A 26,133-nucleotide genomic window follows, 5' to 3' on the forward strand; every position below is an offset into this window, starting at 1 on the left:
CCAGAGCGTTGTCGTTCATATGTTCTACCCGCCAGGGCCAACCGATGGTAATCTTTCGATCGCTGATCGTGAGGTTTTGTTCTTGAAGGGCGGGGGTGCAGGCGTGCGGGCGTACCGGCTCCCGTCTGATCGCGATGCGCTGAGCATGTGGTGCGCCTGTTGCCACGATCGGCGCCCGGTCGGCACTCTCGTGCCCGCATGTGGTCGTCGGCCGTCGAGCGGTGCTCAGATGGCGGCCGACCTGAGCGCGGTTCGTCATCTTCGGCCCACTCCCGAGACGGGAGGGGTGCGTGAGTGAACTCACCGCCACCGCCTCGTGCACCGCCTATGCGGCGGTGGTGGAGGCGAGCGGCGAGGTCGTTGCGCAGGGGCTGCTGGTGCGGCGGGTGGCCTGGCTGGCCGGCCTGACGGGCGACCTGACCGCCCGCCTGGTGGCGGTCCGGTGGAATGCGGCTGATCTGGACGCTTTGGCGTCCGGGGTGGGGCTGGATGGGCGTGCGTTGCCGTCGAAGGGCTGGATGGCCCTGCGTCGGCTCGGCTGGGGTGTGAGGCCGCCCTCGGGTGTACATGTGTGCGATCGGGTGCTGCGGTGCGCGCAGGAGCAGGCTGCTCGCCTGCTGCGGCTGGCGTTGCACCGGCGCCGTCTGGTGGCGGCGATCGTGGCGACCTGGCCGCAGAATGCGGGTGTGCGTACCAGCGCCGAATGGGAGGCGCTGCGCGCGCTGCTGCCGGGCGAGGTGAGCGCGGCGGACATCCGTAACCGGACCCGGCAGGTTCGCGCCTATCGCGACGAGCATGGGGTGTTCCCAGCTGGTCTGACCGAGCTGGAGGGGCCGCCGAAGGTTGCGGCGCAGGTCGTGCTGGCGGCGGCCGACCGGCAACTGCTCACCCTGCAGCGTGCTGGCAGCCGCAGCGCCCGCTTGCGGGTGCGGCTTCCGCTGGTTGAATCGCCCGCCTCCGCCAGGGAATGGGCGTGGCATTTGCTGCCGGTGGCGTTGCCGCCGACGGTGCCGCCGGAGGCAGCGTTGTGCGCCCCCACGGTGCGGGTGGCCAAGGGTCGGGTGTGCGTCGATCTGCCGTTCCGGATCCCGATTGGCTTCGCGCCCGCTACCGGTCATGTGGTCGGGTGTGGCTTCGACTGGGGCCTCAACACCCTGCTGACCGGCGTGGCCGGGCGTCTGGCCGGTGAGCGGGTGGTCTGCGATGGGCGGTCGTTCGCCTACGACGCCAGCGGTGTGTCGGCCAAGCTGCACCGGTTGCGGGCCGAGCGTGAGCACCTGGCCGCCAAGCACCGGCACCTGGAAAGGCTGCTGGCGGGGATCACGCCTGTTGATTCCCGCTACGTCGCGTTGAGTACGGCCTGCCAGGCCCTCGGGGTTGAGCATGAGCGGCTGCGTGCGCGCATCCGGCATTTGAACAAGGCGCTGACCTGGTCGGCGGCGCGATGGGCGGTCGATCAGGCCACCGCTGCGGGGGCGTCGGTCATCTACGTGGAGGACCTGGCCACCCTGGAGGCGCGAGGACGCCGAGGGAGCGTGAACGCGCGGCTGTCGGGGCAGGTGCGCGGGCAGATTGTCGAGGCGATCCGGCATCTGGCGGCCAAGCACGCCATCGCCGTGGTCACCGTCCCGGCGCGCGGCACCTCCAGGTACTGCCCCCGCTGCGGGACCGGCACGTCGCTGCTCACGCATTGCCCGGCTCCCGACCGGCTCGCCGAGCGGGGCTGGAGATGGGCCTTCTGCCCGGCCTGCGGCCTGTCGTGTGACCGGGACTGGGCAGCGGCCGAGCGGATCGTCTCCCGCGGCCTGCTCGGCCAGAACGCCACCCGCACCCGCCGCGCCACCGGGGCGCGGACCATCGCCACCATCGTGGAGGGGAATGTGGCCCGCGCCCGACCAACGCGCAAACTCACCCGGGCCGCCCGGCGCGCCCGCCGCACCCGAACCGACCTGCACCCCCGACCGGCAGCACGCGACAGAGCCAAGAACCGTCCCACCCCGAAACGGCCCACCCGCACCTCAGCCAACCCACGAAACAACCCGATGACTTTCAGCCGTGTGCCCGACCGGCGCACGGTGCCCGCCCCACCGCCCACCGGCGGTGGACAGCGTCCGGCGGGCCATGCACCCAAGCCGGGACGGCACCCGCCGTACCGGACAGGGCATGTCAGGAACTCCCACCATCGCACAGGCTTCCACCACGCCAAAGCCACCCCCGTGCTCACGCTCATCGAGCACCGGGGCAGCCCAAAGCAGGCCACGCCCGTCCGAGTTACCTGATTCCTTCAGGCAGCCACAGAGAATTCAAGACGCTGGTCTTACCCGCCGCGAGGACACCGATGTTGAGGATGTGGATCTGTCGTCGAAGCCTCGAGAACTCTCGTGCCGATGGGGCGCTGGGAGACTCGGAGGCAACGCATCGCATGCTCCTGCTGGTAGACGTCAGAGACGGCCAATAATGTCCCCGGCGTAGGCTGCGCTGCCAGCGATTATTCAGCGGGGCTCACTCGTCCGGACGCCCGGACGCCCGGACAGGCCGGGGAGGCTGAGCTGCAGCGCCGCCGGGCCGGGCTGGGCCCCGGCCCGCGGACCGGGCCGGGGGCGTGGCGGAAGGCGGCGCGCCGACGCCGCGGTCGCGCGGCCGACGCCGTGCTGGCGGGCCAGCTCCTTGACCTGGTCCGTGATGCGCTGCTGGTAGGCCTGCGGCGCGTACGCCCCCCTTCCGTACAGCTCCAGATAGCGTGGCACGAGCCGGGGATGCTCGCGGGACAGCCACTCCAGCCACCACTCGCGCGCCCCGGGTCGCAGGTGCAGGACGATGGGGGCGAGGTGCGTGGCGCCCGATTGGGCGATCTCCTTGACCGTGCGTTCGAGCTGGCCGGGGGAGTCGGTGAGGTAGGGGAGGATCGGCGCCATCAGCACGCCGCAGGGGATGGCGTTGTCGTTGAGCGTGGCGCAGGTCTCCAGCCGGCGGCGCGGGTCGGGGGTGCCGGGTTCGACGGAGCGCCACAGATCAGGGTCGACGAAGCCGGTCGACACGCTGGCGCTCACCTGGGTGACCTCGGCCGCCTCGGTCAGCAGGTCGAGGTCGCGCAGGATGAGCGTGCCCTTGGTGAGGATCGAGAACGGGTTAGCGGCGTCGCGCAGGGCGGACAGGATGCCGCGCATCAGCTGATAACGGCCCTCGGCGCGCTGGTAGCAGTCGACGTTCGTGCCCATGGCGATGGGGCGGCCCGGCCAGCGCGGCGCGGCCAGCTCCTTGCGGACCACCTCGGCGGCGTTGACCTTGACCACGATCTTCGAGTCGAAGTCGGCGCCGGCATCGAGGTCGAGATATTCGTGCGTCTTGCGGGCGAAGCAGTAGACGCAGCGGTGGCCGCAGCCCCGATAGGGATTGATGGTGTAGTCGAACGGGACCCGGCTGGCCGCCGGCACCCGGTTGATGATCAAACGGGCGTGGATCTCGTAGAAGGTCATCCCCTTGAACTCGGGCGTGTCGAACGTGCGGGTGACCGCGCCGCGGGCGAACAGCGGCACGGCCGGATCGTCCCGGCCGGAGTCGGCCAGACGCAGGTTGTCCCAGCGCATCCCATGATTAGAACAAAAGTTCGACGATGATCGCAAATGGAAAGAGGTGGCAATTACCTGCTTGGGCGGGGGCTAATGATCTTCATGGTTGGGCAGAAACCCGGCACAGAGCTTGCGTTCCGGAGGTGCACCCATGGCCTGGTCGCAGGACGAGGAGCGGATGCTGGCGCAGATCGAGCAGCACCTCGTCGATGACGATCCGCGACTTGTGGCGCGGCTCGAGTCATTCAACGAGCGGGCCCGGCGCAGTGATGAGAAGGCCGAGGGGGGGTCCGTCGGGCGGCGTAAGCCGCGCCGTTCGACGGTCATCATCCTGATCAGCTGGCTGCTGATCGCCACTCTGGTCGCCACGCTGCTGATCATGGTCCTGCGCCACGAGGCCGCGACGGCCCTCGCGCTGGCCGCCTCGCTCTGACGCTCCTCCCGAAGTCTCCGGCGTTCTGTGATGTCCGGGGTCGGGCGGGTGTTGACCAAATCCAGGGCCGGCGGCTCCCCGGTCAGGGGCACTAGATCATTTATGTTGCTAATGCTGCGTCTGCGGACTCCCGCGTGAGATCCCTGATCGATGTGAAAGGCATTAGCCATGACATTTCCCCTGGTCGCCCGGACCGCGCACCGCTACCTCGAGGTCGACGGCGTCCGGGTCTTCTACCGCGAGTCGCTTCCCGATCGGCCCGACGCGCCCGTGCTGCTGCTCCTGCACGGCTTTCCCTCGGCCTCCCACCAGTTCCGCCGCCTGATCGACGTCCTGGGCGGCCGCTACCGGCTGATCGCCCCCGACTACCCCGGCTTCGGGCACACCGAGACCCCCGAAGACTTCGCCTACTCCTTCGACCGGCTCGCCGACATCACCGAGGGCTTCGTCGAGGGGCTCGGCCTGACCCGCTTCGTGATGTACGTCTTCGACTACGGCGCGCCGGTCGGGTTCCGGCTCGCGACGCGCCACCCCGAGTGGATCACCGGGCTGATCGTGCAGAACGGCAACGCCTACGTGGAAGGGCTCTCACCGGTCGCCCGCGACCTCCTCGGGCAGCGGTCGGAGACCGAAGGCGCCGAGGAGCGGATCCGCGAGCTGCTCACCCTGGCCGGCACCCGCGGCCAGTACGAGAGCGGCACCGGCGACCCCGAGCTGGTCTCACCGGACGGCTGGACGCTCGACCAGCACTTCCTCGACCTGCCGGGCCGCAAGGAGGCCCAGGTCGCCCTCACCTTCGACTACCACTCCAACGTCGAACACTACGACGACTGGCAGGCCTGGCTGCGCGCTCACACCCCGCCCACGCTGATCGTCTGGGGCGCCAACGACCCGTTCTTCCCCGAACCCGGCGCCCGCGCCTACCTGCGCGACCTGCCCAACGCCGAACTCCATCTCTTCGACACCGGCCACTTCGCCCTCGAGGAGAACCTCCCGGAAATCGCCCCTCTCATCGCCGCCTTCCTCGACCACGCCGCCATCTGACGGACCGTTCACCCAGGAGCCTTCCTGATCAAGCACGTTCCCTCATCTCGGCGGGTTGGCCATGGGCGCGCACGGCGGCGATCAGCCACTGGAGTGCGGGCACCGCGGAGGGCGCGCTCTCGCGGCCGTTGAGCGTGGCGATCAACTCCCAGTAGCGTTCGACCCGGGCGTCGGCGACGGTCTCCAGCCAGGCGAGCAACTCGGGCCCCCGCTGTGGGCCGTCGACGATCCGCTCGAGGATCCGCAGCCCCTCGGCCGACTCCGGCGCCACCGCGTCTGCCGACGCCGGTGGTCAGCCCGGCGAGTTCCACCCAGGCGCCCACCTGGGCGGGCGCGGGCTCATTGGGCAGTTCTCGCATCCACTCGGCCACGATCGCGGCGTCGCCGTCCAGATCGAGCCCCGCGAACGTGCCCTCGACGAACTCGTCGACGATCTGCCGCCGCTGCGCGGCGGACAGTCTGGCCAGTTCGTGCATCATCAGTGTCTCCTCGGTCGTGCCACCCTGTTCGGCGATCACGCTGAGTACGGCCCGGCGCATCCGCAGCGCCCGGATCTCGGCGTCGACGGCCCGCAGGTGCACCCGCGCCACCTCGGCCACCGTGACCTGCCGGGACAGGACGTCCTTGACGGCCGCCAGCCCGATGCCGAGGTCGCGCAGCATGCGGACCAGTTCGAGGCGGGCCGCCGCGGCCTCGTCGTACAGGCGGTAGCCGCCCGCCGTGCGGCCGGTGGGCGGCAGGATGCCGCTGTCGGACCAGAACCGGATCGTCCGCACCGGCAGCCCGGTGCGATCGGCCAGCTCGCCGATCGTGTACAGCTCCACGTGATCGCTCACGGCACCAACCTGCACCTTCCACCCACTGGAGACGCAAACGGTATTGCCTTGGTAATACTCGTGCCCGTATACTCGTCCACGAATATTCGTCTACGAGGACGGTGTGGGTGGCGAAACGACGCAGAGTGGCCAACCTGTTGGCCCTCTCCGTGCTCACGGTGGTCGCGGAACGGCCGATGCATCCGTACGAGATGGCATCCGTCCTGCGGGCCCGTGGCAAGGATCGGGAGACGCCCATCAAATGGGGTTCCTTCTATACGGTGGTACGCAATCTGGAGAAGCACGGTTTGATCGAGGCCACGGAGAGCACCCGCCAAGGGGGCCGGCCCGAGCGGACCGTCTACCGCATCACCGCCGTCGGCCGCGAGGAGGCCGAGGACTGGACGCGCGAGCTCCTGGGGACGCCCGAGCGGGAGCACACGGGGTTCGAGGCCGGGTTGTCGGTGATGGCCGGGCTCGACCCCGACGAGGTCACCGCGTTGCTCCGGCGGCGGCTCGCCCTGCTCCGCGACCGGATCGCCGTCCAGCGCGCCAACCTCGAGGTCGAGCGTGGCGAGATACCGCGGTTGTTCCTCATCGAGTCCGAATACGCCCTGACCATGAGCATGGCGGAGGAGGCGTGGACCGGGGCGCTGCTGGCGGAGTTGACGATCGGCACGTTCCCCGGCCTCGACCAATGGCAGGGCTACCACCAGACGAACCAGCTCCCGCCGACCATGGCGGACCTCATGGCAAGAGACCGCGCGGCGAGGGGCTACCCGGATGAGCCGGAGAGAGGCCGCCCCGACGGCGACGGCATGGGGGAGCGGGGTGGCCTGGCGGGCTGACTCCCACGGAAGCGGTCAGCCCGTCGTCCTGGGCACCGGGTCATAGCCGGCGCAGGAACGTGGCCGCCACCGGGGCCGCGACCTTGCCCCCGGTGCCGCCTCCCTCCACCACCACGGCGAAGGCCACGTCTTCCTTGAACCCCATGAACCAGGCATGGGTCTGCAGCTTGTCTCCGGTGCCGTACTCGGCCGTGCCGGTCTTGCCGTGCGTGCCCGCGGGCAGCCCGGACGCCTTGGCGGTGCCCTTGGTGACGACGGCCGCCATCATGGCGTGCAGGTTGGTCTTGACGCCCTCGGGCAGCGGCTGCTCGCTCGCCTTCTGCTTCAGATCGGGCACCAGCGTGGGCGGCCGCCAGGTGCCGTCGGCGATGGCCGCGGCGACCGAGGCCATCGACAGCGGGCTGGCGGTGATTCTGGCCTGCCCGAACGCCTCGGCGGCCAGCTCGGCGTCCGACTGCGCCCTGGGGAAGCTGGCCTTGGTGGCCGGCAGCCCGATGTTCAGCGGCTGGTTGAACCCGACGTCCTCGGCCGTCTTCAGCAGCTTGTCGGCGCCCAGCCGCTTCTCGGCCAGCGGCGCGAACGTGGTGTTGCACGAGTGGGCGAAGGAGTCGAGGAACGACAGCGACCCGAACTCCTCCTTCTCCGAGTTGCGGATCTTCAGCCCGCCCACGGTCGCGTACATCGGGCAGGACACCTTGTCCTCCGGCGTCATCCCGGCCGCCAGCAGCCCGATCGCGGTGACGGCCTTGAACGTCGAGCCCGGCGGGTAGCGGCCGTCGAGCGCCCGGTTGAAGCCGCCCTGGTTGTTGACCACGGCCAGGATCTCGCCCGTGCTCGGCTTGATCGCGACCATCGAGGTGGGCTTCTTGACGTCCTTGACCGCGGCCACCGCGGCGGCCTGCGCGCGCGGGTCGAGCGTCGTCTTCAGATCCTCGCCCCCCTTGCCGTCGATCGTCTGCAGCGTCTTGTCGCCGACCTTGATCTCGGTCGCCGGGGTGCCGGCCAGTTGCTCTTGGAACGTCTCCTGCAGCCCGCCCCTGCCGACGGCCTGGCCGACCTTGTAGGAGGAGCCGAGCTTGGCCACGTCCTTCTTGGTCGCCTTGTCGAGGAAGCCGACGAGCTGCTGCACCGACCCGCCGACGTCGCCGGTGTCGATGCGGCCGCCGTCGGAGTCGGTGATCTCGGCCCGGTCGGGCCAGCGCGTCTTCAGGGCGAACGTGGCGCCGGCGGTCAGCGACGGATGCAGCGTCTTGGGCGTCCAGTCGACCTTCCAGGCGCGATCGGCCACCTTCAGGTCGATCTGTCCCTGGTAGGTCCAGTCGCCGATGTTCTTCAGTTTCAAGGTCGTGGTGTACGGCACCTTGGCCCGGTCGTCGCCGGACTCGGTGACGGCGCCGAGCTTGACCGAGGTGGACTCGACCGCCAGGCCGGTGCGCATCTGGTCGTACGGCGTCAACTGCTGCGGCGCGGCCAGGACGGCGCTCATGGCCGCCTTGTCACCCGACTGCCAGGCGGCGGCGAAGAGCCGCGCCGCCTCGGCGGGTGTGCCTCTGGTGTGCAGCACGTAGTACGCGCCACCCGCGGCGGCCCCCACCGCCAGCACGGTGACGCAGGACACGATCGCGATGGTGCGGCCACGCGCCACTGGTCAGCCCCCTGGTCGTCAACGGATTGCCGATCTTAGCGACAAATCAGGACATATTGCTGGCAGCTTTGAAGCTCGACGCATAGGTCGGCACATATTCCTGGCCGGACAGCTCCCGGATCGCGGCCATGATCTCGTCGGTCACCCGGCGGCGGTCGCGGGCCTTGGTGTGGTCGCCCTCGAACCGCATCGGCGCGCCGATCGTGATGCCGATCTTGGCCGGGCGCGGCACTTTGGAGCCGACCGGCAGCACGCGTTCGGTGCCGCTGAGCGCCACCGGCAGCACGGGCGCGCCCGTCTTGAGCGCCAGCCAGGCCACGCCGATCTTGCCGCGGTAGAGGCGGCCGTCGGGGGAGCGGGTGCCCTCGGGGTGGATGCCGAACAGCTCACCGCGCTCCAACAGGTCGGCGGCGGCGTCGAGCATCTCCTGCGCGGCGTGCGCGCTGTCACGGTCGGTGGGCAGGCTGCCGCCCAGGCGCATGAACCAACTGGAGACCGGGTTGCCGGAGAAGTACTCCTTCTTGGCGGCGAACGTCACGTGCCGCGGCAGCAGCGCGGGCAGCAGGTAGGAGTCGAGCACCGACAAGTGGTTGGCGGCCAGAATCGCCGGTCCCGTCCTCGGCACGTGCACCGCGCCCGAGATGTGCGGGCGGCACATCGCATGGGCGATCGGCGCAGCGGCGAACTTGACCACTTCATACAGCAACGGGCTCTCCTGGGTGATCGGCGGTCCTGGCCATCCCACCCTAGGGCAGGCGCCCCGGCCGGGACCGGGGCGCCTGAAAAGCCTAAGGCCGATGTGGCGGTCGCCTCCTCGGCGAGATGCACAACACGGCTCCAGCCGAACGGTATTCCGTGAAGGCGGTAATTTGCGGCCCGGGGGACACAGACCACATCGGCCATTCGATGCTAACGGACATCCGGCGGCACGTATTCCACCGACCCAAAAGAATCGGTCAGGTTCTGGTCCAGTGTGGCTGTGCTACATCGAAGACCCGCAGCTCACGGCCCCGCAGGGCCACCTCCGCGAACTGCCACAAAATAGCTCCGGTCGGCGCGTGGACCACGATCGAGGGCCCCAGCGGCATCTGCAGCAGCCCGCCCCGCCAACGCGGCACCCCCGGCGCCAGGAACCGCTCCAGCGGCACCGCGTGCACCGAGGCCACCTCGTGCGCGTCGGCGACCGGCTGCTGCCCGTCGCCGAAGGCCACCACCGGCGTGATGACGAACCCCGAGTCGGTGACGAAGTCGTCGAGCAGCCCCGCCACCACGACGCCCGTGACGGCCGTCTCCTCGGCCAGCTCCCGCAGCGCCGCCTCGACCGGCTGCTCGCCGTCGTCGAGCCGCCCGCCCGGCAGCGCCCACTGCCCGGGATTGCGCCCGCGCGCGGCCCGCCGGATGACGATCGTGTACGGCAGGCCGGCGGTGTCCCTGAGCACGCACACCGTCACGGCGGCCCGGCGCACCCCCTCGGCCGGCGGCACCTCCCGGCGGTCGAAGGCGGTCAGGCGGGTGGTGACCAGCTCACGGAGCTCGTCGATGGGAGGAAGCACCAGTCCAGGATCTCACGCCCGCAATATGCGCCTTTATCAGTCGAGTCCCCGCTTGCCGGGTGTCCAGAAGGGCTTCGTCCGGACGTCCCCGCGCTGCCAGCCCCGCTCGCGCACCAGATGCGCGCGGACGGCCTGGATCGTCCGGGCCTCCCCGGCCAGGTAGGCCACGCCGGGCTCGTCCGGCAGCTCGAGCTTCCTGACGGCCTCCACCAGCAGCTCCGAGCTCGCGGCGGAGGCTCCGTCGCGGCAGACCCGGGTGAGGTCGCGCGGCAGGTCCAGGTGGTCGCCGGGCCCGTCGGCCTCCACGGCCCCGAACACCGCCTCGTCCTCGGGCAGCGCGCGCAGCATCGCGCCGAACGCGACCGACGCCGTCTCCTCCCCGGCGAACAGGTGGTACGGCGCGGGGCGTACGACGAGGCTGCCTTCCGGCTTGGTGAAGGCGATCTCCTGGCCGGGCTGGGCGTTCCTGATCCAGGTCGTGCCGGGGCCGTCGCCGCCGTGGTCGAAGCCGATCAGCTCGATGGTCTGCCAGGTGGGGTCGTGGTGCCAGATCGAGTATGTGCGCAGGGAGTTGGTGATCTCGCCCCGCAGCCACGTACGCGCCGCGAAGATGTCGTTGACCGCCAGCCGGACGTGCTGCCCCGGCGTCCATTTCAGCCCGGCCAGGGCCTCGCCGCCGATTCTGATCTTCCGCATGCGCGGCGTCACCTGTTCGGTCTCCAAGACCTCCCCGACGACGAACAGCCGGTCGCGCAGCGCCTGGGTGATGGTCGTCTTCACGTCAACAGCACTCCTCATGGATATGGCGGTCAGCGGCGGCGGGGGTCCAGCTGCTCGATCCTGCGGCGGGCCTCGATGAAGATCGCCTGGATCTCGTCGACGACCCGGGGGTCGCCGTGCGCGTGGGCGAGTGTCTTGACCGCGGCCTTGACCAGGCGCAGAGCCGGGCCGATGATCTCGGCCGCCTCGGGCTCGCGGAACATCCCCCACTCACTCCGGCTGGCCGCCCGCGCCCAGAGCCGGTCGATCTCCTCGGCCTGCTCGCCGACCACACCCAGGCCCGCCTCGGTGATGTGGTGCACCTTGCGGCCTTCGGCCGCCTCGATCCGGACGAGACCCTCGTCCTCCAGCAGCTGCAGCGTCGGGTAGATGGAGCCCGCGCTGGGCTCGTACGTCCCGTTGAACCGGTCGGCGAGGCGGTTCATCACCTGGTAGCCGTGGCCGGGCTGCTCGGCGAGCAGGGCGAGGATGGCCAGGCGCAGCTCACCGGGCCCGAAGAACCGCCCGGTCGGCCCGAGACCGCCTCCGCCGGGCGCGCGGCGTGCGTTCATCATGGCTCGGATGCTATATCGAACGATATAGCGAAGTAAAGATCAGCTCCCGGCGGTGAAGACCAGCCCGTGCTCGTCGTGGCGGGCGGTCAGGGTGACACCGCTGCGGTCGCAGCGGACCGCCTGGAGCATGGGAGTGTTGGACAGCACGGTGACGCCGGGGTCCGCCCGGCGCGCGGCCGTGGCCGCCGCGTCCACGCCGGGCAGGACCAGGCACGCGTACGTGGCGCCCGCCGGCCGCGGGCCGTGGTCGAAGCCGACGGCGAACACCTTGGCGGTCAGCGTCTCGGTGGACCCGGTCGCGGTGATGTCCGACCAGCTACCGGTGCGGCGCTCCACCCGCGTCCACATCGGCTCCCGATCGGACAGCGGCACGTAACCGATCCGCCCATGATGCGCATAGCGACCCGCCGTCACCGGGCCGGTCGCCAGGCGCTGGTCGATCGTCGTCACCACCGGGTAGGCGGCCGACGGCGCGGTGATCCCGGCGCCGAGCGCGACGAACACGTCGTCGAAGCAGAACCACGCCTTCCACCCGTCCACGATCCGGTCGGTCCCCGCAAGACGCATCACGGCCATGCCGTGGCGGCCGTCCGTCCAGCCGCCGACGTCCGGTGAGGCGCCGTGCCGGTCGTTGGGGCGGGGGAGCAGCGCCGCCGGGCCGGGCGGCTGCTCGGCGGTCACGCCCGGCAGCCGTGCCCAGTCCCACAGCGGGATGACCGCCCGGTAGCCGTCCTCCGGCCCGTCGCCGATCCGGATGGGCGCGACGCCGTCGCCGAGGTGGCGGCCACGCAGGTTCTCGCCGTTCATGCTCTCAGTGGGCGCGGTACGGCTCGACGACATGCGCACCGACACCGACCAACCGGGCCGCCGATGCACGAGATAGTCGGAACGCGGGTAATAGCGACAGCCGACAGGTCCGGCGGCGGGCCGTCCGGCTTCGGCCTCGGCCAGGTGCCGTTCGAACGCCGCCAGTTCGTCCTGCCGGGGCGCACCGGCCGCGCGCAGGCGGCGGATCGCGGTCCGCAGGTCGGCGGCGGGCCCGTGGGCGTCCGCGCGGGTGATGTTGCGGCCCATGGTGGTGAAGTCGAAGGCGCCTCCGTGCATCGCCCACCGCAGGCCGTCCAGCAGGAAATCGGTGAAGAAACCCACCTCGGCGGTACCGAACGCCCACGGTGTGCCGTACACCACGTAGATCCACAGACCCAGGTCAGCGGCCAGCGCGAAGCCGTAGCCGCCGGAGTAGAGCTGCGCGCCGTGCTGGTGGAAGCTGAAGTCGTCCTGGATCCCCTCGCCGCGGGTCGCCCGCAGGGTCGTCGACATCCGCGCGACCGCCGAGGAGATCAGGCCGGCGTCGCCCACCAGCAGGCCGTGGCGGAGCACGACCGCCTGGGTCCAGACGAGGTTCTGGCCGGTCATCTCGACGGGGCCCGCGTGGCCGGCGAGCCAGGCGCCCCAGGCGGCCCGTTCGGCCGGGGCGAGCCGGTCGGCGAGCAGCAGGAGGGCGTCGCCGGCCAGTTGCGGCGCGGCGATCTCGTTGTACCACCAGTTGGCGCTGCGCGGGTCGTGGCGGCGCCAGGCGTCGAGGGCGGTGAGCGCGGTGGGCCGGTGCTGCTCGGAGAGCGCCAGGGTGAGGGTCCTGGACAGGTGTTCCAGCGGCGCCCAGTTCCGGCCGTCGCCCTGGTCGGCGTAGTCGAGGTCCGGCCACGTGCCGTCGGCGCCGGGGCCGTCCGCCAGGGGGCCGGGTCCGGCCAGGCCGGAGGCCGCGCCGATGGCGGTGGTGCCGGAGGCGGCGTCCAGCAGCTCGTGCAGCAGCCGGGCTCTGGCCGTCGCGAGGGCCGTTTCGAGAGCCGTTTCGGGGGCCGATTCGGGGTCTGGCATGTCGCTCCTCAATCGTGGCGCAGCAGGGCGAAGGCGCGGTCGGCGCGGCGTACGGCCGCCGGCTCGACCTCCGCCAGCGTGCGCCCTTCGTCAAGCGCCTGCCAGTTGTGCTTGGCCAGCACCCGGTGAGCGGCCAGCACCTGCGCCGCCAGCAGCGAGGCGGTGAGGGCGTCGGGGATCTCCGGAGCCTCCGCGAGCGCGGCGGTCAGGGCGTCCTCGTCCATCGACATGTGGTGCAGCAGGCGGGAGGCCACGCTGGGCGTGCCGAACGCCAGGCGGCGAAAGGCGATCACCTCCGGCTGGTCGTTCAGCCCGGTGACCGGGTCGTGCCGGGCCAGGGCGTCGAGAAAGTGCCGGTGCAGCGCCGTCAGCGGGTGCTCGCCGGCGGTGCGCTGCCGTACCACCCGCGCGAACTCGCCCTGGTGGTCGCTGATGCGGTGCAGGACGAGGTCTTCTTTGGCCGGGAAGTACTTGAACAGCGTCGGCTTCGACACCCGCGCGGCGGCGGCGATCTCGGTGACGGGAACCTCGTCGAAACCACGCGCCAGGAAGAGCGAGATGGCCGCCGTGGAGATGGCATCGCGCACCTGTTCCCTGTGCAACTGCCGGAGTCCTGTCATGAGTCCACTCTAACAAAGTGTTAACCTGGTAAAAGTATTAACCGAGTTAACCGGAGGTGAGATGACCACGCTCGACGAGGAGAGACGATACGTCGAACAGTGCGGAGCCGGGCTGCGCAGGATGCTCGACGCGGCACGGGACAATGTGATCGTCGGCGAGAGCGTGGCGGGCGACCGCTACAGCGCCGAACGGCTCGGCCGCCACCTCAAGAGCCTGGCCAAGGAGCTGAGCGAGGAGCCGGAAGGCCCGCCGTTCTTCGGGCGGCTCGACTTCGGCGGCGACTCCGTCGAACACCAGGGGCGCAGCTACCACATCGGCCGGCGGCACATCACGGGCGAGCACGGCGGCCCGCCGGTCGTCATCGACTGGCGGGCGCCCGTCTCGCGGGCGTTCTACCGGGCCAGCGCCCGCGACCCGCTGGGCGTCGAGGTGCGCCGCCGATTCGGCTGGGCCGGCACCACACTCACCTCCTTCGAGGACGAACGGCTCGCCCAAGGCCAGGAGACCGAGAGCCGGATCCTGGCCGCCGAGATCGAACGGCCCCGCGTCGGCCCGATGCGCGACATCGTCGCCACCATCCAGCCCGAGCAGGACGACCTGGTCCGCGCCGGGCTGGAGGAGTCGATCTGCGTGCAGGGCGCCCCCGGCACCGGCAAGACGGCCGTCGGCCTGCACCGGGCGGCGTTCCTGCTGTACGCGCACCGGCAGCGGCTGGAGCGCTCGGGGGTGCTGGTGCTGGGCCCCAACCGGGCCTTCCTCGGCTACATCTCGGCCGTGCTGCCCGCGCTGGGCGAGGTCGACGTCGAGCAGACCACGCTGGAGCGGCTGCTGGGCACGGTCGCGGTCACCGCCACGGACAGCCCCGCCGCCGCGCGGGTCAAGCACGACCCGCGGATGGCCGAAGTGCTGCGCGAGGCCCTGTACGGGCGCATAGGCGAGCCGGTCGAGCCCGTCTCCATCGCCGACGGCTCCTACCGGTGGCGGGTCGGTGCGGACGAGCTGTGCCGCATCGTCGACGACACGCGGCGCGACGCGATGCCGTACGCGATCGGGCGCGAACGGGTGCGCGCCAGGATCATCGAGCTGATGCGGCGCCAGGCCGAGTTGCGCGGCCACACGGGCAACGCCGTCTGGACGCGCAAGATCGGCAAGGCGCTCACGCCGTTCCTGGACGAGATCTGGCCGGCCGTACGCCCGCAGGAGCTCCTGTGCTCCCTGCTGAGCGACCCGGGACCGGCCGCCCCGATCCTGACGGCCGACGAGCGGGCGGCCATCACCTGGGCCCGGCCGCCGCGCGGCTACAAGAGCGCCAAGTGGTCCGAGGCCGACCTGGTGCTGCTCGACGAGATCGCCGGGCTGCTGGAACGCCCGCGCGGCTACGGCCACGTCATCGTGGACGAGGCGCAGGACCTGTCGCCGATGCAGTGCAGGGCGGTGGCCAGGCGCAGCGAGCACGGCTCGATCACCGTGCTCGGCGATCTGGCTCAGGGCACCACGCCATGGGCGGCCGAGTCCTGGGCGCGGCACCTGGAACTGCTTGGCAAGCCGGAGGCCGGGGTCATCGCGCTGACGACGGGGTTCCGGGTGCCCGCCGTGGTGGTCGGCCCGGCCAACCGGCTGCTGGCGGCGCTCGAGGTGGACGTGCCCGCCACCACGTCGTACCGCACCGACGGCAGGCTGCTCGTCACCCGGGTGACCGAGCTGGAGAAGGGGGTCGTCGCGGCCGCCCGTGAGGCGCTGACCTTCGAGGGGTCGATCGGCGTGATCGCGGCCGACGCCGACGCCGGCACGCTGACCGATGCCCTCTGGAACGGCGGCCTCGACATCGGCGAGCGGCTGAGCGTGGTGCCCGCCTCGATGGCCAAGGGCCTGGAGTACGACCATGTGGTGCTGGCCGAGCCCGCCGCCATCGTCGAGGCCGAGGCGCGCGGCCTCAACCGCTTGTACGTCGCGCTCACCCGCGCGGTCTCCCGGCTGGACGTGGTGCACTCCCGGCCGCTGCCGCTCGACGTCTTCACTGCAAGGTCAGGCGAGCGGACGGGCGGCCGGTAGGCGGATGCGGTCGACGGCCTCGCGGCGGGTCTTCTCCGGGCGGCGGTCATAGCGGGCCGTGGTGGCCGGAGACGAGTGGCCGACCAGGGCCTGGGCGGTGGCCAGGTCGACGCCCGCGTCCAGCAGCTCGCCGATGAAGGTGCGGCGGAAGTCATGCGCCGTCCGCCGGGACGCTCCGGCCTCACCCAGCCGCCTGGCCAGGATGTCGGCGATGCCCTGCCCGGTCAGCCCGACCGGCCGGCCGTCGCGCAGCCGTACCCGGCCCATCCTGCTGATCGGGCTGAACAGCGCGCCCGCCGCGCCGCCGCGCACCGCCAGCCACCGCTCGACCAGGCCGATCGCGTCGGTCGTCAGGTAGACCATCCGCTCCTTGTCGCGCTTGCCGCGGACCCGGAGCGAGCGGGCGCCCGGGTCGTAGTCGGACAGCGACAGCCCGCCGATCTCGGCGCGGCGGCAGCCGGTGGAGTAGAGCACCGCGATCAGCGCCGCGTCGCGGATCCCGGCGGGCGAGTCGTCGCAGGCCGACAGGGCCGCTCCCACGACCTCCGGCGGCACGTGGTGGCCGGTGGGCAGGCGGCTCTGGCGTACCGGGGCCAGGTCGGAGGCGCGCGCGTAGTCCTCAGCGCTGCTCTGCCCGAGCCGCCACGCCTCCTTCAGCACCCGGCGCAGCGCGACCAGGTGCTTGTTGACGTAGGCCGCCGACCAGCCCTGATCGGTCAGCAGGGTGCGGATGCGCACCGTGTGCTCGTAGCGCAGCAGATGCCACGGCTGTCCCGCGCCGCTGGCCGTCTGGTCGCCGGTGAGCAGCCGGGCCAGCCGGTTGAGGCAGCCGCGCATCGTACGGCGCGACTCGGGGCTGGTCAGCGAGTCCAGGTAGACGTGGTAGGGGTCACGGGCCGGCTCGACGAGCGTGGTCGGCAGGCCCGGCACGGCGGGCAGGCTCACCCGGCGATCTTAGCCCGCGGGCTCACTCCTGGAGGCGGGCCACTCCCTGCAGCAGCCGGTCGACGTCCGAAGGGTCGTTGTAGTGCACCAGCCCGGCGCGCACCGCGCCGCCGGAGTCGCGGATGCCCAGCGCGCCGGTGAGCTCCCAGGCGTAGTTGTGACCGTTCCACACGTTCACACCGCGCGCGGCCAGCGCCTCCGCCACCTGGCGAGGGGTACGCCCGGCGACGGTGAAGTAGGCGGTCGCGGTGCGCCGGGCGGGCTTGCCGTACAGGGTGACGTGCGGCATCGACTCCAGGCCCTCCAGCAGCACGCCGAACAGCTCCAGCTCGTACGACTCCGCGGCCGACAACGAGGTCAGCAGCCGCTCCCTGCGGGTACCCGTGCCCGGGACCATCTTGGCCAGATGATTCACGGCGGCCGTCACCCCGGCCAGATCGGCGAAGGCGGACGTGCCTCTCTCGAACCGCTCCGGCACCGTGTCGGCGGAGGAGGCCAGCTTGTCCGGTCTGATCGTCTCCAGCAGCGCCGGGTCGGCGACGACCGCGCCGATGTGCGGGCCCGCCCACTTGTAGGCGCTGGTGGCGTAGAAGTCGGCGCCCAGCGCCACCATGTCCACGGGGCCGTGCGCGGAGGCGTGCACTCCGTCCACGTAGGTCAGCGCCCCCGCCTCGTGCGCCAGCGCGGCGATCGCGGCCACGTCCGGGCGGGTGCCCAGCACGTTGCTGGCGGCGCTCACCGCCACCAGCCGGGTGCGCGCGCCGATCAGGTCCGCGTACTGCTCCACCGGCAGTTCCCCGGTCGCCGGGTCCACCTCGGCCCAGCGGACCGTCGCCCCGGCCCGCGCCGCCACCTGCGCCCAAGGCCGGACGTTGGCGTCATGGTCGAGCCGCGACACCACGACCTCGTCGCCGGGACCCCAGCCCTTGGCCAGCGCCTCGGCCAAGCGGTAGGTGAGCGTGGTCATGTTCGGCCCCAGGATCACCCCGTCCGGACGCCCCCCGACCAGGTCGGCCACGGCCGCGCGACAGGCCGCCACGATCTCGTCGGAGCGGTGGCTGGCCTCGAAAGCGCCGCCCACGTTGCCGATGCCCGTGCGGTAGGCGGCCACGATGGCGTCGATGACCGACTGCGGTGTCTGGGTGCCCGCCGCGCCGTCGAGGTAGGCGTGGCCGTCGTCCAGCGCGGGGTAGGCAGCGCGTACCGATTGAACCGGAAATTTAGTAGCAAAGGGCATGATGTGTTCATGCTCACCCTGAGGGAACTCAACCGGGCAACCCTGGCCCGGCAGCATCTTTTGCGGCGTCACCAGGGCGGCGTGACCAGCGTTGTGCATCGCCTCGCCGGCCTGCAGGCGCAGGAGCCCCGCCCCCCGTACCTGGGAATGTGGACCCGGCTGGACGGGTTCGCCCGCGATGACCTGCACGCGGCGCTGCGCGCGCGCACGCTGGTGCGCGCCACCATGATGCGGGCCACCCTGCATCTGGTGACCGCGGCGGACTTCGCCGCGTTCCGTCCCCTCTTGCACCCCCTGCTCGCCGGCGCGGCGCGCCGCTTCCCCGAGATCGACTTCGACGCCGTCGCGGTGGTGGCGGAGCGGCTGCTGGCCGAGGGGCCGCACACGTTCAACGAGCTGCGGCCGCGTCTGGAGAACGAGTTCCCCGGCGCCTACGATCGGGCGCTCGGCTACGCGGTGCGCATGCTCGTCCCGCTGATCATGGTGCCGACCGAGGACCAATGGAGCTTCCCGCGCGAGTCCGCCTTCGCCCTGCCCGGCATCGAGCCGGCCGCCGAGCCGGACCTCGGGACGTTCGTCGAGCGGTACCTGGCCGCGTTCGGGCCGGCCACCGTCGCCGACATGCAGACGTGGTCGGGGCTGACCGGGCTCAAGAGCGTCATGAACGGCATGCGCGACCGGCTGGAGGTGCTGGTGGACGAGCGCGGCAAGGAGCTGTTCGACTTGCCCGAGGCTCCCAGGCCGGAGGGTGACATGCCGGCGCCGGTCAGGTTCCTGCCCGACTTCGACAACCTGATGCTCGGCCACGCCGACCGCACCCGCGTGCTGCCCGAGGAGTACCGCGGCCAGGTCGTCACCAAGAACCTGCGCGTCCGCGCCACCTACCTGGTCGACGGCTTCGTGGCCGGGACCTGGCAGATCAAGCGCACGGGCAGGAAGGCCAAGCTGCTCATCACGCCTTTCACCCCAGTCTCGCCCGAGGTGCTGGAGGAGGAGGGGATGGCCCTGCTGGCCTTCGCCGAACCCGACGCGGAGGCGCGCTCACTTGAAGTAATGAGCTGAGTCTGGTTTGTTCGGGGCGGAGGTGTGAGCCATGCCGCAGCTAACAGCCCTGGACGCCCAATTCCTCCATTTCGAGACGGCCACGAACATCGCCAACATCGCCGGACTGGCCATCCTGGACGGCGACCTCAACCGCGCCGACCTCCAGGCTCTGCTGGAACGACGGCTGCCGTACGTGCCCGCGTTGCGCCGCAAGCTGGCGCTCGTGCCCCTCGGACTGGATCACCCCTACTGGGTGCAGGAGGACGACCTCGACCTCGACTATCACGTACGAGAGATCGGGTTACCGCCGCCCGGCGACGACAGGCAGCTGGCCGACCAGGTGTCCCGGCTGCACGCCCGCCGCCTGGACCGCCGCCGGCCCCTGTGGGAGATCTACCTGATCCACGGCCTGTCCGGTGGCCGCATGGGGCTCTACACCAAGATCCATCACGCGGCCGTGGACGGCATCGGCGGCGCCGACGTGCTGGCCGCGCTCCTCGACCTGGGCCCCGTACCCGCGCCGACGCCCACGGTCGCGCCCGAGCGCGACTCGCCGCCGCCGGGATCGGCCGAGATGATCCTGCGCGGGCTCGCCCGGCTGGCGGGCAATCCGGCGCAGGCGGTACGGTTCGCCGCCCGGGCGATGCCGCACCTGGACGAGATCCCCGTCGTGTCATCGCTTCCGGGCAGCCGGATGATGTCCGGACTGGCCCGCAAGGTCGCCGGCTCCGGGCAGGCCCCCGACCTGCCGTCGCTGCCCGCGCCCAAGACGCCGTTCAGCGGGCCGGTCTCCGAGCACCGGCGCTTCGCGTTCGTCTCGCTGCCGCTGGAGGAGATCAAGCAGGTACGCAAGGCGTTCGGGGTGACGGTGAACGACGTGGTGATGGCCGTGTGCGCGGGCGCGCTGCGCCGATGGCTGGCCGCGCACGGCGGCATCCCGCGCCAGCCGCTGGTGGCCGGGGTGCCGTTCTCGCTGCGGGAGCCGGGAGCGAGCGGCAACCAGGTGACGTTCATGACGGCGCCGCTGGCCGTCCACCTCGACGACCCCGTCGCGCGGCTGCAGCAGGTGCGGCTGGCCATGCAGCGGATCAAGGACAGGTTCTCGCTGGCGCCCGCGCGGTGGCTGCGCGAGCTGAGCGAGTCGATGCCAGCCGCCCTCATGGGGCTGGCCTCCAGATCGGCGTTCGGCCTGGTCGGACAGACCGCGCCGCCCGTCAACGTGGCCATCTCGAACGTGCCGGGCCCGCAGTTCCCCCTGTACGTGTGCGGGGCGCGGCTGCTCACCCATTACCCGGTCTCGGTGATCACCGACGTGAGCGGCGGGGTGAACATCACCGCCTTCTCCTACGACGGCTCGCTGGACATCGGGGTGGTCACCGACAGGGAGATGGTGCCCGACGCCTGGGAGCTCGCCGACGATCTGCGCGCGGCACTCGACGAACTGCTCAACGCGGAAAGGGACTTGCCGCAGTAGCGCGATCTGCCGGACGCGCCGGCCTTCCCGGCCTTCCCGGCCTTCCTGGTCGGCGGAACTGTCGGTGGCATGTGGGAGCTTGAGGACGTCGTGCTGCGCATCGAGGGGAGCTTCGCATGGCAGCGTTCCTCTGCCGACGGCTGAGCCGGGCCGAGCATGGCCGATCAGCGGGTAGCTTGGATATTGATGGCGGGATCGAGCAGGCCGGACACGCGTGTCGTCGCCTTTTCCAGTACGGCGGCGAGCACGATCCCGCCTTGCCCCGCACCACCACCGCGAACCTCTTACGACGGACGGGTGCTGAATCCCCCGCGCGCGGGAACTAACCGATGATGGCCGTCTTCGCCCCCCGGGCCGCGGTCGTCCAGCCGGACCCGCGCATCAGGAGCAGATGGGCAGCGTGGTCCGCGACGACCTGCCCGCTCTCCCGCTCCCTCGCCCCCGAGGGATTTCTTGGTCCGACATCGATATTCGCCAGTCGAACGACCCGAGCGAGGAGAGTGTCTTGTCCCAAGCAGCAGAGGTTCTCGAGCTAGACGAAAACATCGCCGACGGCGCCGCCGTCGTCGGCGCTGATTCGGTCAAGGCATATCTGAAGGAGATCGGGCGGGTGCCGCTGCTCACCGCCGAGCAGGAGATCGACCTCGCCAAGCGGATCGAGGCGGGCCTGTTCGCCACCGAGCGCCTCAGCACGGAGACCAACCTGCCCGGTGAGCTGCGGGCCGACCTCGAATGGATCGCCGACGACGGCACGCGGGCCAAGGAACGCATGCTGGAGGCCAACCTGCGCCTGGTGGTGTCGATCGCCAAGCGCTACACCGGCCGCGGCATGCTCTTCCTCGACCTGATCCAGGAGGGCAACCTGGGGCTGATCCGGACGATCGAGAAGTTCGACTACCGGCTCGGCTTCAAGTTCTCCACCTACGCCACGTGGTGGATCAAGCAGGCCATCACCCGGGCGATGGCCGACCAGGCGCGGACGATCCGCATCCCGGTCCACATGGTCGAGATGATCAACAAGGTGGCGCGGACGCAGCGGCGGCTGGCCGGCGAGCTCGGCCGCGAGCCCACGCCCGAGGAGATCGCCGCCGAGACCGAGCTGCCCATCGACCGGGTCTCCGAGGTGCAGGGCTACGGCCGCGAGCCGATCTCCCTGCACACGCCGCTCGGCGAGGAGGGCGACAGCGAGTTCGGCGACCTCATCGAGGACACCGAGGCCGTCTCGCCGGCCGACGCGGTCTCGTTCATCCTGCTCCAGCAGCAACTGCGGTCCCTGCTCGACGAGCTGTCCGAGCGGGAGGCGGGCGTCATCACCATGCGCTACGGCCTGGCCGACGGCAAGCCGATGACCCTCGACGAGATCGGCAGGATCTACGGGGTGACGCGCGAGCGGATCCGGCAGATCGAGGCCAAGACCATGTCCAAGCTCCGCCACCCGTCCAGGGCCTTGGCGCTGCGCGAATACCTCAGCTAAGAGCTATCCCGTAAGTCGGGATAGTCCGGGTTGCGGGTACGTCTGTCCGGTGTGGTCCCCGGGTCGGGGGTCTCATCCGGGGTCGGCGTCCCGTACTCTCCGGCACTTCGCCGCGCAGAGGCCACCGGGGTGGTGGCTGCCGCGTGGTCCGTTCCCGCCGGTGGGGCGGGTGGGGGACACGATGCGGTTGACGCGGACAGGACTTCTTGCAGCCCTGCAATGGTGTAGGTCTCGATGAGCTGGGCGGCCCGGGTGTAGTCGACCCGGGCCGTGGCGGGGTCGCTGGGATCGGTCAGGGTGACGCAGGAGGCCAGCGCGGCTGAGACCAGGTCCCGGGGCGCCCTCAGCCCGCACTGGTCGCAGTGGTGCACCCGGACCGACAGGGTTTTGGTTACCCGTGACCCGCACAGGCAGTGCTGGGACATCGCGGTTGGGGTGGTGGCGGCGCGCAGGAGGGCGCCGCCGCACGCGGTGGCCTCACGGGCCAGGGCCGCGGTGAGCATGCCGGGGGTGAACCGGGCCACCGCGGCACCCCACAGGCGGGTCCAGGTGCGGAGGTCGCAGTCCTCGATGACCAGGTTCGCCCCATGGGTTTCGATGAGCTGGGCCGCGGCGCGGCGGGCCCGGTCCTGGCGGGCTTCGGTGAAACCGCGGGCGGCCTGGGCGTGCCGGGCCCGGGTCTGGTGATAGCCGCGGGACAGGGTGTCGGTCCGGTAGGCGTTCTTCGCTACCCCGGCCTTGGTGGCGATCCGCGGGCCTTTGGGCAGGTTGACCTGCCGGGCGGGCAGCCCTTTGCCAGCGCGGCGTTTGGCCCGGGCCTCCTGCCGGGCGGAGGGGTGGTAGCGGCCGGGGTTGGTGGCCCGGCGGGACCGTTCCAGCGCCCGGGCCCGCCCTTTGGCTTTGCGTTGTTCCCGTGCCAGGCGGGCGGTTTCCTGCTCGGTGAGGGTGAGCAGGGTCGCCGCGACCTGCTCACCACCAACGCGCGTCCCACTGTCCGTCCCACTGTCCCCACTGGTGTCCGCGCCGGTTGCGGTGTCCGGCCTGCCCGGTGGTGGGGGGCCGGGCGGCGGTGTGGGCAGGTGGGCGGGCGCGGAGACGACGGCGAGGTTGGAGACGTTGCCGTCGGCCCCGGCCCGCCGCTCCAACTGCGCTGCTCGGGTGCGGCGGGCGCGGGTGGCCGGGGAGGCGTACCCGGCGTCCAGGATCAGCAGATGCGCCTCGTAGGTCCACCCGCCCGGAGCCGAGGCCTTCCGCCGCCGCACCAGATCGATCTTGTGCCACAGGTGCGGCCGGTTCAGGAAATGCGCCACATACGGCCAACGGCCTGATCCTTGCGGCAGCCGGACCGCCAGCACCAGATCCGGGGCGCCCGCGCTGGTGTAAACGACCGACAGGGGGCCGGTGTGCTCCCACCATGAGATCCGCCGCCCCGACGACGCGGAACCGGACGGGCCGGCAGGGGCGGTCAGACGGCGGGGCTGGGCCAGCACCGCAGAACCCACCCCCATCGCCAGCGCATCGGCGACGGTGAGCTCCGACGCCCTACCCTCCAGGTCGGCTGCCGAGGCCGCCGCCGCGACCACTGTGGCCTGCGCGCTGGCCTGCGCGCTGGCCTGCGCGCTGGTCCGCGCGCTGGTCCGCGTGGTCATTGCCGTGGTCATTGCCGTGGTCATTGCCGGGGAGCCGTAGGCGGCCAGATGCCCGGCCAGGGTCCCGGCCAGCCGGAACGTCTCCCACTTGCGCTCCCTGCTGTGCGAACGGGCCCTGCCCGGGATCCGGGTGAACCCCCACCACGACCCCACCTGTGGCCGCCCGGCCCGTTTCCCGGCCGCGTCCGGAAACAGGTGCCGGTCCACCCCCGCCCACACCTCATCGGCCAGATGCATACCCAGCGCCTTGGACAGATGATGCGTCAAATGCCCGGAGGACTCCAAGTGAGCGTAGGCGGCATGCTCCAGCCCCGCACGGGTCAACCCGAGTTCGGACCGCCAGCCCTTCGCATCCGCCGCCCGTCGATGCGAACCCGCCCCATAGGCCTCCACCCGGGCCCGTGCATCGCGTTGCAGCGCTCGCTTCAGCGACCAGGCCGCGCAGAACAGCTTCTCCACCCGGGCCCGGACCGCCGGATCCGACACATCCACCGGCAGCCGGACCACCGAAACCGGAGCCCCCTCAGCCCGCCGCCACGCCGGCTTCTTGTTCTTCCCCCGAAACCGCCGCCCAGCAGCAGCACCACCGCCGCCACCCTCAACATCGGGAGAAACCCGGACATCAGCCACACCGGCTGTCCCACTGTTCTCCCTGGTCACGGCCATGACACCACCATGCCCGAACCCACCGACAATTCTCCAACGATCCTCTCCGCTCTCCGCAACGGTGATTGAGAGGCCACCCCGGGCGTTTCGATCTTCGAATGCGTCTGCGCCTGGCCACCTACTCCGCCACCGATTCGCAGGCCTGGACCGGCCTGACCGGCCCACGATTCCAACTGCTGATCACCCGCCTGTGGGAGGTCCGGCCCGACGGTGGGCGGGGGCGACCCTGGGACCTGGCCTATGCCGACCGGGTGCTTTTGATCGTGCTCACCAACCCGACCATGCTCCAGCTCGCCGCGCTGTTCGGGATCTCCGGCTCGGCCGTGCACCGGGTCATCACCGGCTTCGCCCCGCACCTGGCCGCCCTGCTCGGCCCGCCGCCGGCCGACAAACGCGAACCGTGGGTGGTCGACGGGACACTGATCCCGGTCCACGACAGACCCGCACCGCCAAGCCCAACAACTACTGGCGCAGTCTGAACACCCAGATCGTGGTCCGCGCCCGGGACCGGCAACAGGAACGACGTCGTGATCTTTCGTGAAACCGTCGGCAAAACGCTACCCGCGCATCCCCGGCTGTCCGGGGACGGCGGTTATCGGAGCAGCGACCGGGTCCGCACTCCGCGCCGCGGACCCGACGGGAAGATCATCAAAGATGCGGCTGACAAACGGTTCCGCAAACGCTGCGCCGTCACCGAGCACACCATCGCCCGCCTCAAAGACCACCAGATCCTGCGTCAATGCCGCCGCCGCGGCGCTGGGGTCGGCCATGCCATCGCCGGGGTGGCCGCGCTCCACAGCCTCAAACTCGGCCTGGTCGCATGACCTCGGGAAACCGGGGTCCCTCGGTAGAGAAAACACGCTCTGATATGTATTAAGGGATATCTCTTAGGACGGGCGGTCGGCCGCGTCCAGTCGGGGGTTGGGACGGGCGGCCAGCCATGTCCGGTCGGGGGTCAGGAAGCGGTCCACGACCAGCCCGGCGCCGGCCAGAGCGGCGGTGAACTGGTCGTCGCTCAGCGGACGCTCGACGATCGACTGCGTCCAGCGGCGGCCGTCGGTCTCGTACCTCAGGGTGAGGTCCACCAGATCCGGCCCCGACGGGGCGAACTCAGTGATCGTGGTGGTGAACCCGGACCGCGCGAAGGTCGTGCCCACCGACCAGGTGGCACGCACGTCCAGCGGAATCCACTGGATCACCACCACGCCGTCGTCGCGCACATGGCGGCGGCAGCAGTCGAGGAAGCGCTGCCTGGTCGACACCTCCGGCACGTGAACCAGCAGCGAGGCCAGCAGCACGGCGTCGAAGCGGCGGTCGAGCGCGAGGTCCTCGATCCGCGCGTGGACCCGCTCCGCACCCTCGACCCTGGCCAGCATCTCGGCCGACTCGTCCACGGCCACGACGTCATAGCCGAGCGCGGCGAGGGCGCGCGTCACCCGGCCCGCGCCCGCGCCCAGTTCGAGAATCGACCCTCCGGCCGGCACCGCCCGCTGGATGATCTCCGGTTCGCCGGCGGCGGCGATCGCCGCGTAGAACTCCACCGGTGAACCGTCGGAGGTGAACACCCCCGGCCCAGTGCCCGTGTTCATAACGTCACTGTAGATCGAAAAGGCGGCGCGCTGGGGGTAATTCCCATTTCCGCTTTCCCGCGTTGAATTCGAGTGAACCCGGTGACGCCGGGTGCAATTGACGAACAACATCGGGTGGTTCATGCTGGTCGTTGTTGGCGGCCCCTGGGTCCCGGGGTTTCACGGTCGGCCGACCGATCCGTGACGAAGATGCCACGCCCACCTCTATTCTACGGCTACCAGCCGTGCTGTTCTCTTTACCATGCGCTTTGTCCGGAGGTGTA

Annotated in this window: 23 protein-coding genes; 10 read left to right on the forward strand and 13 right to left on the reverse strand. The window is 71.0% G+C overall.

Features of this window, described 5'->3' with window-relative positions; all coding sequences use genetic code 11:
* Positions 1–290 precede the first annotated feature (290 nt).
* Positions 291–2,279: a zinc ribbon domain-containing protein gene (locus tag KLK06_RS17025; RefSeq protein ID WP_214636438.1), complete on the forward strand. Its 1,989-nt coding sequence runs from the start codon at positions 291–293 to the stop codon at positions 2,277–2,279.
* Between the two features lie 213 nt (positions 2,280–2,492).
* On the opposite strand, the gene KLK06_RS17030 is transcribed toward KLK06_RS17025, so the two are convergent.
* On the reverse strand, positions 2,493–3,587 hold the full coding sequence (locus tag KLK06_RS17030) for an Rv2578c family radical SAM protein (RefSeq protein ID WP_214636439.1): 1,095 nt from the start codon (positions 3,585–3,587) through the stop codon (positions 2,493–2,495).
* A 133-nt stretch (positions 3,588–3,720) separates the two neighbouring features.
* Here KLK06_RS17030 and KLK06_RS17035 point away from each other — a divergent pair, with 133 nt between their 5' ends.
* Both KLK06_RS17035 and KLK06_RS17040 read left to right on the forward strand, forming a co-directional pair.
* Positions 3,721–4,002, forward strand: coding sequence for a DUF3040 domain-containing protein (locus tag KLK06_RS17035; RefSeq protein WP_214636440.1), 282 nt, complete (start codon positions 3,721–3,723; stop codon positions 4,000–4,002).
* Positions 4,003–4,170: 168 nt separating this feature from the next.
* A complete protein-coding gene (locus KLK06_RS17040) occupies positions 4,171–5,046 on the forward strand; it encodes an alpha/beta fold hydrolase (protein ID WP_214636441.1) in 876 nt (291 codons plus the stop codon).
* 8 nt (positions 5,047–5,054) lie between these two features.
* On the opposite strand, the gene KLK06_RS17045 is transcribed toward KLK06_RS17040, so the two are convergent.
* Positions 5,055–5,882, reverse strand: a complete 828-nt coding sequence (locus KLK06_RS17045; protein WP_308168297.1) for a MerR family transcriptional regulator — start codon at positions 5,880–5,882, stop codon at positions 5,055–5,057.
* Between the two features lie 107 nt (positions 5,883–5,989).
* On the opposite strand from KLK06_RS17045, the gene KLK06_RS17050 reads away from it, so the two are divergent.
* On the forward strand, positions 5,990–6,709 hold the full coding sequence (locus tag KLK06_RS17050; protein ID WP_214636442.1) for a PadR family transcriptional regulator: 720 nt from the start codon (positions 5,990–5,992) through the stop codon (positions 6,707–6,709).
* A 40-nt stretch (positions 6,710–6,749) separates the two neighbouring features.
* Here the strand turns inward: KLK06_RS17050 and KLK06_RS17055 are convergent, their stop codons facing one another.
* The 7 genes from KLK06_RS17055 to KLK06_RS17085 form a co-directional block, all read right to left on the reverse strand.
* The gene (locus tag KLK06_RS17055) at positions 6,750–8,327 is read right to left on the reverse strand and encodes a penicillin-binding transpeptidase domain-containing protein (RefSeq protein WP_308168298.1); all 1,578 of its coding nucleotides are present in this window, start codon (positions 8,325–8,327) and stop codon (positions 6,750–6,752) included.
* A 73-nt stretch (positions 8,328–8,400) separates the two neighbouring features.
* Positions 8,401–9,060 (reverse strand): 1-acyl-sn-glycerol-3-phosphate acyltransferase, encoded by a 660-nt coding sequence (locus KLK06_RS17060; protein ID WP_250905543.1) that lies wholly within the window; start codon positions 9,058–9,060, stop codon positions 8,401–8,403.
* Positions 9,061–9,310: 250 nt separating this feature from the next.
* Positions 9,311–9,907: a CoA pyrophosphatase gene (locus KLK06_RS17065; protein ID WP_214636444.1), complete on the reverse strand. Its 597-nt coding sequence runs from the start codon at positions 9,905–9,907 to the stop codon at positions 9,311–9,313.
* A gap of 36 nt (positions 9,908–9,943) precedes the next feature.
* Complete coding sequence (locus KLK06_RS17070) at positions 9,944–10,687, reverse strand: siderophore-interacting protein (RefSeq protein ID WP_214636445.1); 744 nt, start codon at positions 10,685–10,687, stop codon at positions 9,944–9,946.
* 29 nt (positions 10,688–10,716) lie between these two features.
* Positions 10,717–11,241: a PadR family transcriptional regulator gene (locus KLK06_RS17075; protein ID WP_214636446.1), complete on the reverse strand. Its 525-nt coding sequence runs from the start codon at positions 11,239–11,241 to the stop codon at positions 10,717–10,719.
* A gap of 39 nt (positions 11,242–11,280) precedes the next feature.
* Positions 11,281–13,119, reverse strand: a complete 1,839-nt coding sequence (locus KLK06_RS17080) for a polysaccharide lyase family 8 super-sandwich domain-containing protein (protein WP_214636447.1) — start codon at positions 13,117–13,119, stop codon at positions 11,281–11,283.
* A gap of 8 nt (positions 13,120–13,127) precedes the next feature.
* On the reverse strand, positions 13,128–13,739 hold the full coding sequence (locus tag KLK06_RS17085; protein ID WP_214636448.1) for a TetR family transcriptional regulator: 612 nt from the start codon (positions 13,737–13,739) through the stop codon (positions 13,128–13,130).
* Positions 13,740–13,800: 61 nt separating this feature from the next.
* Here KLK06_RS17085 and KLK06_RS17090 point away from each other — a divergent pair, with 61 nt between their 5' ends.
* The gene (locus tag KLK06_RS17090) at positions 13,801–15,792 is read left to right on the forward strand and encodes an AAA family ATPase (RefSeq protein WP_214636449.1); all 1,992 of its coding nucleotides are present in this window, start codon (positions 13,801–13,803) and stop codon (positions 15,790–15,792) included.
* Here the strand turns inward: KLK06_RS17090 and KLK06_RS17095 are convergent.
* Both KLK06_RS17095 and KLK06_RS17100 read right to left on the reverse strand, forming a co-directional pair.
* Positions 15,766–16,737, reverse strand: a complete 972-nt coding sequence (locus KLK06_RS17095) for a tyrosine-type recombinase/integrase (protein ID WP_214636450.1) — start codon at positions 16,735–16,737, stop codon at positions 15,766–15,768. The two genes, KLK06_RS17090 and KLK06_RS17095, sit on opposite strands and share 27 nt — an antisense overlap.
* A 22-nt stretch (positions 16,738–16,759) precedes the next feature.
* On the reverse strand, positions 16,760–17,974 hold the full coding sequence (locus KLK06_RS17100; RefSeq protein WP_214636451.1) for a cysteine desulfurase-like protein: 1,215 nt from the start codon (positions 17,972–17,974) through the stop codon (positions 16,760–16,762).
* A 9-nt stretch (positions 17,975–17,983) separates the two neighbouring features.
* On the opposite strand from KLK06_RS17100, the gene KLK06_RS17105 reads away from it, so the two are divergent.
* The 3 genes from KLK06_RS17105 to KLK06_RS17115 all read left to right on the forward strand — a co-directional run bounded on the left by KLK06_RS17105 (position 17,984) and on the right by KLK06_RS17115 (position 21,966).
* Positions 17,984–19,036: a winged helix DNA-binding domain-containing protein gene (locus KLK06_RS17105; RefSeq protein WP_214636452.1), complete on the forward strand. Its 1,053-nt coding sequence runs from the start codon at positions 17,984–17,986 to the stop codon at positions 19,034–19,036.
* 31 nt (positions 19,037–19,067) lie between these two features.
* A complete protein-coding gene (locus KLK06_RS17110) occupies positions 19,068–20,492 on the forward strand; it encodes a wax ester/triacylglycerol synthase family O-acyltransferase (protein WP_214636453.1) in 1,425 nt (474 codons plus the stop codon).
* Positions 20,493–20,883: 391 nt separating this feature from the next.
* Positions 20,884–21,966 (forward strand): RNA polymerase sigma factor, encoded by a 1,083-nt coding sequence (locus KLK06_RS17115; RefSeq protein WP_250905544.1) that lies wholly within the window; start codon positions 20,884–20,886, stop codon positions 21,964–21,966.
* Here KLK06_RS17115 and KLK06_RS17120 read toward each other — a convergent pair.
* Positions 21,963–24,281, reverse strand: coding sequence for a transposase (locus KLK06_RS17120; RefSeq protein WP_214636455.1), 2,319 nt, complete (start codon positions 24,279–24,281; stop codon positions 21,963–21,965). The genes KLK06_RS17115 and KLK06_RS17120 overlap by 4 nt on opposite strands.
* A 98-nt stretch (positions 24,282–24,379) precedes the next feature.
* Between KLK06_RS17120 and KLK06_RS17125 the strand changes: the two genes are divergently transcribed.
* Together KLK06_RS17125 and KLK06_RS17130 are read left to right on the forward strand one after the other, a co-directional pair.
* Entirely contained in the window at positions 24,380–24,760 is a 381-nt protein-coding gene (locus KLK06_RS17125) for a transposase family protein (RefSeq protein ID WP_214636456.1), read from the forward strand.
* A gap of 48 nt (positions 24,761–24,808) precedes the next feature.
* Positions 24,809–25,105: a hypothetical protein gene (locus KLK06_RS17130; protein ID WP_214636457.1), complete on the forward strand. Its 297-nt coding sequence runs from the start codon at positions 24,809–24,811 to the stop codon at positions 25,103–25,105.
* Positions 25,106–25,168: 63 nt separating this feature from the next.
* On the opposite strand, the gene KLK06_RS17135 is transcribed toward KLK06_RS17130, so the two are convergent.
* Positions 25,169–25,870 (reverse strand): bifunctional 2-polyprenyl-6-hydroxyphenol methylase/3-demethylubiquinol 3-O-methyltransferase UbiG, encoded by a 702-nt coding sequence (locus KLK06_RS17135; RefSeq protein ID WP_214636458.1) that lies wholly within the window; start codon positions 25,868–25,870, stop codon positions 25,169–25,171.
* Positions 25,871–26,133 lie beyond the last annotated feature (263 nt).

Origin of the sequence: Nonomuraea sp. NEAU-A123 (assembly GCF_018603905.1) — a bacterium.
Taxonomy (GTDB): Bacteria; Actinomycetota; Actinomycetes; order Streptosporangiales; family Streptosporangiaceae; genus Nonomuraea.

Bases quoted from the DNA above. Each gene is read 5' to 3' on its own strand.
- KLK06_RS17040 (WP_214636441.1), top strand. From the start codon at position 4,171: ATGACATTTCCCCTGGTCGCCCGGACCGCGCACCGCTACCTCGAGGTC.
- KLK06_RS17135 (WP_214636458.1), bottom strand. From the start codon at position 25,870: ATGAACACGGGCACTGGGCCGGGGGTGTTCACCTCCGACGGTTCACCG.
- KLK06_RS17125 (WP_214636456.1), top strand. From the start codon at position 24,380: ATGCGTCTGCGCCTGGCCACCTACTCCGCCACCGATTCGCAGGCCTGG.
- KLK06_RS17115 (WP_250905544.1), top strand. From the start codon at position 20,884: ATGGGCAGCGTGGTCCGCGACGACCTGCCCGCTCTCCCGCTCCCTCGC.
- KLK06_RS17120 (WP_214636455.1), bottom strand. From the start codon at position 24,281: ATGGCCGTGACCAGGGAGAACAGTGGGACAGCCGGTGTGGCTGATGTC.
- KLK06_RS17030 (WP_214636439.1), bottom strand. From the start codon at position 3,587: ATGCGCTGGGACAACCTGCGTCTGGCCGACTCCGGCCGGGACGATCCG.
- KLK06_RS17105 (WP_214636452.1), top strand. From the start codon at position 17,984: ATGCTCACCCTGAGGGAACTCAACCGGGCAACCCTGGCCCGGCAGCAT.
- KLK06_RS17090 (WP_214636449.1), top strand. From the start codon at position 13,801: ATGACCACGCTCGACGAGGAGAGACGATACGTCGAACAGTGCGGAGCC.
- KLK06_RS17085 (WP_214636448.1), bottom strand. From the start codon at position 13,739: ATGACAGGACTCCGGCAGTTGCACAGGGAACAGGTGCGCGATGCCATC.
- KLK06_RS17035 (WP_214636440.1), top strand. From the start codon at position 3,721: ATGGCCTGGTCGCAGGACGAGGAGCGGATGCTGGCGCAGATCGAGCAG.
- KLK06_RS17080 (WP_214636447.1), bottom strand. From the start codon at position 13,119: ATGCCAGACCCCGAATCGGCCCCCGAAACGGCTCTCGAAACGGCCCTC.
- KLK06_RS17100 (WP_214636451.1), bottom strand. From the start codon at position 17,974: ATGCCCTTTGCTACTAAATTTCCGGTTCAATCGGTACGCGCTGCCTAC.
- KLK06_RS17075 (WP_214636446.1), bottom strand. From the start codon at position 11,241: ATGATGAACGCACGCCGCGCGCCCGGCGGAGGCGGTCTCGGGCCGACC.
- KLK06_RS17110 (WP_214636453.1), top strand. From the start codon at position 19,068: ATGCCGCAGCTAACAGCCCTGGACGCCCAATTCCTCCATTTCGAGACG.